Annotated in this window: 4 protein-coding genes; 1 reads left to right on the top strand and 3 read right to left on the bottom strand. The window is 57.7% G+C overall.

Annotation, left to right across the window (positions count from 1 at the left end; genetic code table 11):
- Positions 1-378: 378 nt before the first annotated feature.
- Positions 379-3,903, bottom strand: a complete 3,525-nt coding sequence (locus tag J3U88_RS35170; protein WP_207863603.1) for an RHS repeat-associated core domain-containing protein — start codon at positions 3,901-3,903, stop codon at positions 379-381.
- A 216-nt stretch (positions 3,904-4,119) separates the two neighbouring features.
- Here J3U88_RS35170 and J3U88_RS33595 point away from each other — a divergent pair, with 216 nt between their 5' ends.
- Positions 4,120-5,193 carry an integrase core domain-containing protein gene (locus J3U88_RS33595; RefSeq protein ID WP_207863602.1) on the top strand — a complete coding sequence of 358 codons (1,074 nt, stop codon included), beginning with the start codon at positions 4,120-4,122 and terminating at the stop codon, positions 5,191-5,193.
- Between the two features lie 164 nt (positions 5,194-5,357).
- Here J3U88_RS33595 and J3U88_RS33590 read toward each other — a convergent pair whose 3' ends face one another.
- Positions 5,358-5,867, bottom strand: coding sequence for a diguanylate cyclase domain-containing protein (locus J3U88_RS33590; RefSeq protein ID WP_207863601.1), 510 nt, complete (start codon positions 5,865-5,867; stop codon positions 5,358-5,360).
- Between the two features lie 10 nt (positions 5,868-5,877).
- Positions 5,878-12,303: an RHS repeat-associated core domain-containing protein gene (locus J3U88_RS35165; RefSeq protein ID WP_207863600.1), complete on the bottom strand. Its 6,426-nt coding sequence runs from the start codon at positions 12,301-12,303 to the stop codon at positions 5,878-5,880.
- Positions 12,304-12,333: the final 30 nt, after the last annotated feature.

Raw genomic sequence — 12,333 nt, 5'->3', positions numbered from 1 at the left:
TGGAGAGAGCCTTTTAAGAAGTTGGCAAGAAAAAGGACCAAAATCGGGAAGCTGAGTTTACGGCAGCGCGTGAAAGCCGTGGGGGAAAGCCGGTGTCTCTCCTTAAAGTCCTGGGAAAAAATAACTTCCTTGGTTTGCTCGAGTAAAGCAACGTTGAACGACTTCGTCTATAAGAGAAGATTTTACGCGAGACGACTTTTTGACCTTTTCTGGTTTTAAATCGGCGATTAATTAACCTCTCCTCCTGTCATAAAAACCTCATTTGAGAATAAATTTCGGTGGGCTTATCAATCAAGCCCGCCAGAGCATGTCTCATGCCGCAATTTTACCATAAACACTTAGTTATAAACAGGTTAATCTGTAATTTTCTCTCTTAACTTAACGGCATTGCGCGTAAGGTTCCGTGAAGGTCGTAGGATCGTAGATGTCAGGTGTGCGGAAGTCGGGGTTAAGAAAGTGGCCTAGTTGGGGGCTGTAGTAGCGGTGGTGCATGTAGATGAGGCCGGTGTTCGTGTCGCGTTGGTGGCCGCTTAGGCCGAGGAAGGGTTTGGTGAAGACGCTGAAGGTGGGGCGTTCGTAGCCTTTGCCTAGGTTGTAATCGGTGGTGGTTTGGGTTTGGGGGTTGGTTCCGGGCATGAGGTCCTTGGCTTCGAACTGGGTCCACCAATCCTCGCCGTGGGGGCTGTAGGGGGTGTAAAACACCATGCCGTCGCTCAGGCGTTTGTACGCGAAGGGGGTGCCCAGGTGGTCGTTGAACAGATAATAACTCTTTTCTCGGTCTTTGAGGTCCTCGATGAAGGCCGGGCCCATTGGGCCGTGGCCGACGGCGTGAGTCCAATCCACGCCATCTTGGCGTTTGATGCCGATGGCGACGATTTTTGAGCCGTGGTATGCGAAGACCATGGGTTCAAGCCGGTTTGCCGTGGTGGCGCGGATGCGGCGGCCCGCGCTGTCGTATTCGTAGGTGAACAGTTGGTTGCCCTGACGTAGTGCCCGCAGGCGCCGTTCGCCGTCCCATGCGAAGGATTGTTGGTCGCCCTCGCTGGGGGTGATCTGGTCCAGGTTGCCGTTTTCCGGGATATAGGTCATGGTTGTGGTTTGGCCGGTGTTGTCCGCGTGGGTTTGGCCCACCACCTGGGCCTCCCATTCGGTTTGGCTGTTGACGCGGGGGCCTTCCTGGTTGGTGGCGACGCGGCGGCGTAGTTGGATGTCCCCGGTTTCGCTTGGGTCGGCCAAGGGTTGGTCGCGCAGGACGAGGGTCAGGTTTTGCAGCAGTTGTTTGTCGCCGCTGCCGTAGCTTTCGTCGAAGCGGATGGTTTCGTAGGTGGGCTCGGGTGCAGGTGTTTCTTCTCCGCCCGTTGCGGGTGGTGGGCGTTCGCCGATGTGGCGTTCCACCGCGACCCCGGCCAAGGTGTGGTTCGGGTTGTAGCTGGGGGTCAGGATTTCGCGCAGTTCCGGGCCCGCGCGGGTGACGCCGGCGATTTTGGCGCCGACGTAATCGGCCGCGCTGTTGCAACCGTCGATTTGTGCGTTGCCGTCGTAGCTCAGTTCCAGGGCGAAGCCGCCGTCCGCTGTTTGGATGCTTGTTAAACGGTTGCTACCGTCCTGGCTGATCGTAAATTCGGTGCCGTCGCCCCAGGTCATGGTGCCGGGGTAACCGTTTTGCCAATCGGAATATTGAACGAACATGGTGGGGCCGATGACGCTGACCACGTTGTCGGCGTCGTCGTATTCATAGTGAAGGTTGACGGCGCCGCCGATGGTGGTGCCGTGGAAGCGCTTTTTCTTGTCGTAGTTGAATTGGTGGGTTACCCCGTTGGCGTCGGTGTAGCGGTCGATTCTGGCCAGGTCGTTGGTGTCTGGTAGGTAGGCATAGGTTTCCACCAGCGCGGGAGCCCCAGCGGAGGCGGATTCTCGGGTTAGCCGCACCAGGCGACCGTGGCTGTCGTATGTCGGTGTGATGGTTTCGCTTGCGACGGCGTCGCGTTTGGTGACGGGGGCATTGCCACTGGGCGCGGTGCTGGTGATTTGGGTGATGCGCCCGTTCGCCCAGGTGGTAGCCAGGGCTTGGTGGCTTCCGCCCTCGAACACACCGGTTAAGCGGCCGTCCGCGTCGTAGTTGAACCTTTTGGCCGCCAGGCCCGGATAAGCGATGGATTCTTGTAGGCCGCGCGCGTTGATCTCGATGGTGACGTCGTTGGGAAAGGTGAGGATGTTGGAAGCACCCTCCTCGAAAAGGTTGAAGGCTCCCGCCGCGGTGGTCACGGTTTTCGGCGCGCCCCAGGCGTTGAAGCTCACGGTGGAAGAGGCTTGGTGGGGGCGCTGGTGGCGGATTAAATCGCCGAATGCGTTGTAGTGGTAACTCTCGGGTAGGCGGCCGGGCGCCTCCACCGTGACGCAACTTGGGTTGCCGTTGGCGTGGTAGCTGACGGCGATTTCCTGCTCGAGTTGGCCGCCCTGCTTCAGGGTGATGGTTTTGGGCCGGCTATGCCCGCTGTCGTAGCTATAAGCGACCTCGGCGCCGTTCTCGCCGCGGACGCCGGCTAGGTTCCAACCGTCGTAAATGTATTCGAGCGTGTCCCTTGGGGTGACCAGGTACTTGACGCGTTGCTCGGCGTCTCGGAAGACCTGCAGGGTGTTGACCTCCGTGCCTTCCGTGTCGATCACACCGGCGCCATAGAGGTTGCCGTGTTGATCGAAGGCGGAAGCGGCGGTGGTGCCGTCCGGCGCCTTGACCTTGACGACCTTGTTGGCGTGTTCCCAGGTTACCTCGCTGGTTTCACCCGAAAAGGTGGTGATGCCTTGGATCAGGTAGGTGTCGCTGTCGTGGTTGACGGTCGCCTTGTGCTCGCCGCGGGTGACGGTGGTTTCACCGAGGCGGTCGATCTCCTGTTGCACCAACACCTCGTCGCCGAGCCACGAACGATGGGTTTGTCGGGCCGTGCTTAGCGCTTCGCCCGACGTTTCGAGCAAAGGTCCGGCCGCCCGGTTGGCCTGTTGGGTTGCCACGCTGTCCAACAAGCCGCTGATACCTTGGTACTGGTAGGACAAGGTGAGATCACGGGCCGAGGTGGTTTGCGAAACCCGTCCCCGCGTGTCGTATTGGGCGCTCCAGCCGAGGTCGGCCCGAGCTGCGCCGGTGAGCTGGGTCGCACCATTGTAGGTCAGGTCCAAGGTGCGGCCGTCAGCGCCGGTCCAGCGCGCGTAGCGTCCGTGGCCCTGGTCGGGCAGACTCCCGGTTAGCGAGTGATTCCCGCTTTTGATGCTGGCGACCTGGCCCAAACCGTCGATTTCGATTTCCCATTGAATGCCGCTGGTCTCGTTCTTAACGATCCGCACCAGTCGGTTATCCTTGATGGTCGTGGTGATGGTGGTGTTGATGGTTTTGGTGGTCTCGGGCACGATGTTGGGTCGCCCCTCGCTTCGCTTGTTGATGGTTGCTTCAAAAGGCAGCCGATTCAATTGTTCGGTCAGCGTGCTGTCCAGCCAGGTGTCGCCAACCGCGTTTGATTCCAGGGCGCGCGCGTTCCAATGGTCGGTGAAGGCGACCTTGCCTTGCGCGTATTCCCACGAGAAAAGTGCTTCCTGGTTTTTGGTTGATGCCGCCGCGCCGCTTGTTTCTTTGGTAACGCTCAAAGGGTTGCCGAAGGCGTCGGTTTTGTGACGGACGGCGCCAATCCCCGCCAATCGCGTGACGGCGGTCCGACCGAGCGCATCGATTTTCAACGGGACGGTTTCCGGTTGGCCCTCGCACGGTGTGATGGTGAGCCCGTCCACCAAAACCCCGGTGCCGGGGGTGACGGTGTACGTGAAGGTGGCGGTGGGCGTGGTGCGGGTGGTGACGACCTCGGTATCGCCGTGGTAGGCAAGCGTGGTTTTGTAATGCTCGTCCGCGGCGTCCACGACCTCGGTCAGGCGCCCGTGATGGTCATGCGTTGTGTAAGACTGCCCGCGTCCCCTGCTTGCCGTCCGGCTAAAAGGTCGCCCTGTTCCGGTAAACAGCGGGGTGTTGCAGCGGTGCAACACCCCACTTGGGTTTTGGGATTTTGCCTGTTTTCTATATTTGGTTGTCAATCAACGAAAGAACATGCAACTTGGATGGTTACGAAAGGAGAAGCGATGTCCTGGCTGAACGTGATTTGGTTGGTTCTGTTTCTTGGGAAGGTGGAAACGCGCCAGAAGGCCGTGCTTGATTTTCTTTTTTGTCTGATTCAGGTTCAGCGGGAAACGATTCGTTCATTAAATAAAGGTAGGGATAAACGTTTGACCGACCGGCAGCGTCGCCGGCTTGCGATCCTGGCAAGGGCCGTGCCCAATGATTTTTTGCAAAGTATCGCGACCCTGAGTTACAGCCCGGACACGTTTTTGCGTTGGTATCGAAGGTTGGTTCATCAAAAATATAGGCCCGAAACGCGTGGCCGGCAAGGACGGCCGGTAACTTCGCCTGAAACGGCCATTTTGGTGCGGCGTTTGGCCGAAGACAACCCGAGTTGGGGTTACCGACGGATTGTCGGGGCGCTGAAGCATCTCGGGGTAACGCTTACAAAAAACACCGTGGCTCGGATTTTGGAAGACGCGGGTTTGAGTCCGGCCCCGAAACGCACGCGCTCATGGCGTTGTTTCTTGGAGCAGCAGTGGTCGAGCATGGTCGCCGCCGATTTCTTCACGGTGGAACTGACACGTGGTTGGGGGATTCAGCGGGTGCATGTCTTGGTCATGATGCAGTTGGCGACGCGAAGAATCCACATCGCCGGTATTGTGGATGAGCCGACGCAAGGGTGGTTGGTTCAGGTCGCACGCAACGAAACGGACGAGGAACACGGTTTCCTGAAAGAGGGCTCGTTTTTGCTTCATGATCGAGCGGCGGTTTTCGGCGAAAAGTTTAAGGCCACCTTGGCGGCAACTGGTGTAACGACGGTCAAATTGCCGGCCCGCTCGCCCAACCTGAACGCACATGTGGCGCGTGTGATTCGGAGCATTCGTGAAGAATGTTTGGACCGATTCGTGATTTTTTCGAAAGGGCAACTTGAATACCTTTTGCGTGAATATGTGGCGCATTACCATGAAGAGCGTCCCCACCAAGGCCTTGGAAACCGGTTGATCTCCGGCAAGCAGGGGAAGTCAGAGGGAAGGATCCGGCGACGAACCCGTTTGGGCGGCTTGCTCAGTTTTTATGATCGCGTTTCAGGTTAAGAGTACGGTGGATTCGGAGCGAAATCCAAGGTCAAAGTGCGCCCAAATGAAGCCTTTACATCAAAAAAATACCTCTCTCGGGCAAAGTTTTTGGCGAATATCCAGAAAACGGAAGGTCGTTTCCTGTTGTGCGGCAGGGAATGCAGGGTGATTGGGCGGCATGTTTATTTTTGGGACACTACGGTCAGCTTAGTGATGTTTACCCCTGATGGCTGACTTCTTTTGGCTTGGTATAATGATTCTTCAAGGCTGTTTAATATTTTTTTCCAGCCATTTGTTTGTATTGTCCCTGTTATGCATCCAACGCTTATAGTTACTATATCTCTATGAGGCCTTTGGATGTCAGGGTGTGAAAATGGCATATTGAGTTCTTCTATAATTTTTTGGATTTTTTTTGTGAATTTAATTGGGTTTATTTCCGGGTTAGATATCAACACAAGGAACTCGTCAGAGCTTAGATGGTAAAAAAAACAACTAGTGTAAACGCTGCAAAAGTCTGCAAGGGAAACATGAATTCGCTCGAGAACATCGTTGCCGTATTCATGACCATAGTTGTCGTTTATTGCGCTCATGAGATCAACATCAATCAATAAACAACTTGCAATTTCGTTTTCTTGTATTTTATTTAAATCATTTTTGAAGTCATCTAGCCCTGGGTTTTTGATAGGCCACATCTTGTGCCTCCTAAAAGAAAATTGCAACAATCTTACTGTAATCACCTTGGGTTCCGTACACTCGCTTTATCTTCACTCTGGTGAAGCCATATGATATAGCCTGTCTTCCGCTCCAAGTTTGTTTGACAGCTTCTTCTAGCGGAGTACCACTTCCAGTGAGACGGTTAACAAGCTTCCAGTTATCTCCATAAGACCAATTTGATTGAAATCCTGCTGATCTAGGAAAGTGATCTAAAGCCTCCTTGAACAATTCCTTTCCTCTTAATACAGTTGACCTCGTTCCGTTTTCAAGCTTTGTTCGAAGGTCGATCTCAACATATCCTTCATGGTTTTTTCGAGCAAAAGCATTAAATCGAGGGTTTGTACTGTCGACAACATGAAAAATATCCTGTGTTGATTTGGTTATTTTTCGTGCACTTGATCCACCTCCCATACTAAAACTTACATTTGGTAAAGTTACATGACGATTGCCCATGGAGTCAACCATGACCCCACCCGGTTGTAAATCGAGCTTCATTCGGCCAAGGTCATTAAGGACGCGACCAGTAAGCCCGAGCATCTTCGCAAAGGCGACCCCAGCTGCTACATCAATGCCGTTTTCAGCCATCGTTTGAATTGAAATATTGACAATATTCGAAGTGAATTCCCGCCCATCGGAACCATAAAGCTTGGAGTAATTCGGGTTTCTTCCGCTACTGATGATGGCTGGAGATCTCTCAAGCCCTGGACCAAAGAACATTTCTATACCAAGAGGGTTATGCACACCTCTTGGCGCTTGGCCTCGGGCAACACTGAACTCCGTACCATTGAGGTAAATCAAGGCGTTCATGCTGCGGTTGTCAATGGCATCCAAAATCAGCTTGAGATCATCTGCTTGGTCTTGCCATTGATATTTCTGGATGTTGCCCACGAGAATAGCCGCCGCCCTTACCCTTGCGTCATTGGGATCTAGTGAAAACATTTTGACCAAACCAAAGAGCTTTGGCTCGATGGGTACCCCTTGCGTATTGAGAGAAACCCTAATCAATCCACTTTGATCGTTCTCGTCAAAGGTAACGCCACCGCCGAACGCCGCCCGCAATATTTTCATGATGTGGTCGGCGTTCTGATTGCGTTGGATGAATACTTCCAACCCATTCGGATCCCAAAACATCATCGGGTTACCCGCAGCGAACGCGTACGGTTCGGTGAAGGTACTTGGGTCGTAGATGTCGGGGGCGCGGAAGTCGGGGTTTAGGAAGTGGCCTAGCTGCGGGTCGTAGTAGCGGTGGTGCATGTAGATCAGGCCGGTGTCCGTGTCGCGTTGGTGGCCGCTTAGGCCGAGGAAGGGTTTCGTGAAGACGCTGAAAGTGGGGCGTTCGTAGCCTTTGCCTAGGTCGTAATCGGTGGTGGTTTGGGTTTGGGGGCCGGTTCCGGGGGCGAGGTCCTTGGCTTCGAATTGGGTCCACCAGTCCTCGCCGTGGGGGCTGTAGGGGGTGTAGAACACCTTGCCGTCGCTCAGGCGTTTGTAGGCGAAGGGGGTGCCCAGGTGGTCGTTGAACAGATAAAAACTCTTTTCTCGGTCCTTGAGGTCTTCGATGAAGGCTGGGCCCATTGGCCCGTGGCCGACAGCGTGGGTCCAATCCACACCTCTTTGGCGCTTGATGCCGAAGGCGACGACTTTGGAGCCGTGGTACGCGAAGACCATGGCTTCGAGTTGGTTTGCCGTGGTGGCGCGGATGCGGCGGCCTTGGCTGTCGTATTCGTAGGTGAACAGTTGGTTGCCATGGCGTAGGGCGCGCAGGCGCCGTTCGCCGTCCCAGGCGAAGGCCTGTTGGTCGCCCTCGGCGGGCGTGATTTGGTCTAGGTTACCGTTTTCCGGGATATAGGTCATGGTTTTGGTTTGGCCGGTGTTGTCCGCGTGGGTTTGGCCCACCACTTGAGCGTCCCATTCGGTTTGGCTGTTGATGCGGGGACCTGCTTGGTTGCCGGCGGTGCGGCGGCGTAGTTGGATGTCGCCGGTTTCGCTTGGATCGGCCAGGGGTTGGTCGCGCAGGATCAGGGTCAAGTTTTGCAGCAGTTGTTTGTCGCCGCTGCCGTAGCTTTCATCGAAGCGGATGGTTTCGTAGGTCGGTTCTGGTTCCGGTGTTTCTTCTCCGCCCGTTGCGGGTGGTGGGCGTTCTCCGATATGGCGTTCTACCGTTACCCCGGCCAAGGTGTGGTTCGGGTTGTAGCTGGGGGTTAGGATTTCGCGCAGTTCCGGGCCCGCGCGGGTGACGCCGGCGATTTTGGCGCCGATGGTGTCGGCCGCGCTGTTGCAACCGTCGATTTGGGCGTTGCCGTCGTAGCTCAGTTCCAGGGCGAAGTTGCCGTCCGCTGTTTGGATGCTTGATAAACGGTTGCTACCGTCCTGGCTGATCGTAAATTCGGTGCCGTCGCCCCAGGTCATGGTGGCGGGGTAACCGTTTTGCCAATCGGTATATTGGACGAACATGGTGGGGCCGATAACGCTGACCACGTTGTCGGCGTCGTCGTACTCGTAGTGAAGGTTGACGGCGTTGCCGATGGTGGTGCCGTGGAAGCGCTTCTTCTTGTCGTAGTTGAATTGGTGGGTCACCCCGTTGGCGTCGGTGTAGCGGTCGATCCGTGCTAGGTCATTGGTGTCTTGCACGTAGCTGTACGATTCCACCAGCGCGGGGCCTTCGCCGGAGGCGGCCCGACGAGTTAGCTCCAACAAGCGGCCGTGGCTGTCGTATGCCGGTGTGATGGTTTCGCTTGCGACGGCGTCGCGTTTGGTCGCGGGGACGTTGCCGCTGGGTGCGGTGCTGGTGATTTGGGTGATGCGCCCGTTTTCCCAGGTGGTAGCCAGGGCTTGGTGGCTTCCGCCCTCGAACACACCGGTTACGCGGCCGTCCGCGTCGTAACTGAACCTTTTGGCCGCCAGGCCCGGATAAGAGATGGATTCTTGCAGGCCGCGCGCGTTGATCTCGATGGTGACGTCGTTGGGGAAGGTGAGGATGTTGGAAGCACCCTCCTCGAAAAGGTTGAAGGTTCCCGCCGCGGTGGTCACGGTTTTGGGCGCGCCCCAGGCGTTGAAGCTCACCGTGGAAGAGGCCTGGTGGGGTCGCTGGTGGCGGATTAAATCGCCGAATGCGTTGTAGTGGTAGCTCTCGGGTAGCCGGCCGGGCGCTTCGACGGTGACGCAGCTTGGGTTGCCGTTGGCGTGGTAGCTGACGGCGATTTCCTGCTCCAGTTGGCCGCCCTGCTTCATGGTGATGGTTTTGGGCCGGCTATGCCCGCTGTCGTAGCTATAAGCGACCTCGGCGCCGTGCTCGCCGCGGACGCCGGTTAGGTTCCAGCCGTCGTAGATGTATTCGAGCGTGTCCCTTGGGGTGACCAGGTACTTGACGCGTTGCTCGGCGTCTCGGAAGACCTGCAGGGTGTTGACCTCCGCACCTTCCGTGTCGATCAAACCGGCGCCATAGAGGTTGCCGTGTTGATCGAAGGCGGAAGCGGCGGTGGTGCCGTCCGGCACCTTGACCTTAACAACCTTGTTGTGATGCTCCCAGGTGACTTCGTTGGTTTCACCCGAAAAATTGGTGATGTCTTTGAGCAGGTAGGTGTCGCTGTCGTGGTTGACGGTTGCCTTGTGCTCGCCGCGGGTGACGGTGGTTTCACCGAGGCGGTCGATCTCCTGTTGTACCAACACCTCGTCCCCGAGCCACGAACGATGGGTTTGTCGGGCCGTGCTTAGCGCTTCGCCCGACGTTTCGAGCAAAGGTCCGGCCGCCCGGTTGGCCTGTTGGGTTGCCACGCTGTCCAACAAGCCGCTGATACCTTGGTACTGGTAGGACAAGGTGAGATCGCGGGACGAGGTGGTTTGCGAAACCCGTCCCCGCGTATCGTATAACGCGGTCCAGTCTAGGTCGGCCCGAGCGACACCGGTGAGCTGGGTCGCACCATTGTAGGTGAGGTCCAAGGTACGGCCGTCAGCGCCGGTCCAGCGCGCGTAACGGCCGTGGCCCTGGTCGGGCAGACTCCCGGTTAGCGAGCGATTCCCGCTTTTGATGCTTGCGACATGGCCCAAGCCGTCGATTTCGATTTCCCGTTGAATGCCGCTGGTCTCGTTCTTAACCTTCCGCACCAGCCGGTCGTTTTTGATGGTCGTGTTGATGGTCGTGTTGATGGTTTTGGTGGTCTCGGGCACGATGTTGGGTCTACCTTCGCTTCGCTTGTTGATGGTTGCTTCGAAAGGCAGCCGATTCAATTGCTCGGTCAGTGTGCTGTCCAACCAGGTGTCGCCAACCGCGTTGGTTTCCAGGGCGCGCGCGTTCCAATGGTCGTTGAAGGCGACCTTGCCCTGCGCGTATTGCCACGAGAAAAGTGCTTCCAGGTTTTTGGTTGATGCCGCCGCGCCGCTTGTTTCTTTGGTAACGCTCAAAGGGTTGCCGAAGGCGTCGGTTCTGTGACGGACGGCGCCGATCCCGGCCAAACGCGTGACGGCGGTCCGGCCGAGCGCATCGATTTTCAACGGGACGGTTTCCGGTTGGCCCTCGCTCGGTGTGATGGTGAGCCCGTCCACCAAAACTCCGGCGCCGGGGGTGACGGTGTACGTGAAGGTGGCGGTGGGCGTGGCGCGGGAGGTGACGACCTCGGTATCGCCGTGGTAGGCAAGCATGGTTTTGTCGTTCTCGTTCGCGGCGTCCACGACCTCGGTCAGGCGGCCGTGATCGTCATAGCTGTAACGGGTCACGCCGGGCGCGGGTCCGCCGGTGATGGTCACCTCGCGCAAAAGGCCCCGCTGGTCGTAATGGAACACGCTGGTGCTGCCGTCTTCGCTGTCCACGGCGGTCACCAAACAGCGCCCGTTTTCATAGGTGGTGGTGAGGGTGCGGGTGATCGCGATCGCGCCGTGTTTGGTTTCGGTTTGGGTGAGTCGGCCGAGCGGGTCATAGGTGAGGGTGGTGGTCGCACCTAACCCTTCTTGGGAGACGGGCTGACCCCATTGGTTGAAGGTGGTTTTACGGACGGTGTCTTTGCCGGGGGCGAGTTTGTTGGCCAGGGTGACGGCGTCGAATGTGGCAACCGACCCGCCGCGGGGATAGTACCCCTGGCTGCCGGTTGGGCCGTCGTGAATGCCGGTTACATCGCTGCTCCCGAGGAAAACGCCGCTATCGGCGTAGAACCGCGTCAGCTTGTGCCCGCTGTCCGTGTCGGTGATGATGTGTTGTTTGCCCGAATCGCCAATCGCCACGGTCAGGTCGACGGCCTCTTGGCCTTGGCCGGGATTCACGCTTTGGCTTGCGAGAAGGTCGCGAAAACCCTTGGTGGTTTGGTATGCTTGGCTGGTTACCAAGCCGTCCACCGACGTTTGGGTTGGAAAGCCATAGCTATTGTAATCAAAGGTTTGCGCGCGGAAACTGTCGGCCACGATGCGCCAATCGTACGCTTCCTGGAACGGGCGGCGCTGCCAGGTTAAGCTGCCGCCGGCCGTGCCCCGCTGCCAGGATTTGCTGAGGCGGCGTTCCGTCGTGGTGTCGAAGGTGACGGTCCAGGGGGCGGTCAGCCCGTCGCAGGCGGGCACGCTAAAGCTGCTGGTTTCGCCCCCGGCCAGCTCAATGGTATAGCCGGTTTCCTCGCTGCAGAATGGATCGCGGTAGCCGGCAACGGTGACGCCTTGGGCGTGGGCGTAGGTCCAGGCGGCGACGAGGAACGGATTGTCGCCGTTGTCCCGTTCGATGGCGATCAGGCGTTTGATGGGGACGTCGCCGGCCTTGACCTCGGTGTCCTCCCAGCGGTAGCGGGTGACGCGGCTCTGGCTGTCGGAACCTTGTTCGCTGACGGCGATCAGGTAGGCGTCCGCGTCGTAGCTGTAGCGAACGGTTCGCGTGCCGCGTTTGACTTCCTCGAGCAGGTTCCCGAAGCGGTGGGGCCGGTAGCTGCGTTCGACCTTGCGTTTGGCGGCGCCGTCGGCGGGTTGGTCGGTGAGTTCGGTGGGCAGGTCGGTGACGGCCTGGTCCAAATCACCGCGCTGGAACTTGTTTTGCCACGGAAAATCCTTGCGCTCGCGTTCGATGACCCGGCCGAACAGGGCGCCCGGCGTATTGGTCGCGGCCTGGTAACGCATCAGCGGGTAGATGATGCGGTCCTTCTTGTCGATGCCGGTGTCGCTGTCGGCCTCGGCGCTGTTGAGGCTGTCGAACAGCGGATGGTAGGCGGGCAACGGCAAGCTGCTGTACCAGGTGGAAGTCATGGTTTCGCGATGTTCCAGCACCCACTTCTTGTCGTTGTAGCTGAGTTTGCTGAGGGGATCATCCCGAAAAACAACGGCTTTCCCCGCCTGTTTCAGATCGGCCTCCACCCGCCATAACCCTGGCTGCCCGAGTAGGATGCGTTGGTCGGCTTTGAGCCGTTCGCCGGTGATTTGGGCGGGTAAATCCTTGGGGCGGAACCACACAGCCGAACCCAGGTGCAGGGCGCCGCTGTC

The sequence above is a fragment of the Acanthopleuribacter pedis genome, assembly GCF_017377855.1.
Lineage (GTDB): Bacteria > Acidobacteriota > Holophagae > Acanthopleuribacterales > Acanthopleuribacteraceae > Acanthopleuribacter > Acanthopleuribacter pedis.
The sequence above is the reverse complement of the archived record's forward strand: the minus strand, read 5'-3'. Positions and strand labels throughout refer to the sequence as shown.

Coding starts and splice junctions, on each gene's coding strand:
- J3U88_RS33590 (WP_207863601.1), bottom strand. CDS start 5,867: ATGTGGCCTATCAAAAACCCAGGGCTAGATGACTTCAAAAATGATTTA.
- J3U88_RS33595 (WP_207863602.1), top strand. CDS start 4,120: ATGTCCTGGCTGAACGTGATTTGGTTGGTTCTGTTTCTTGGGAAGGTG.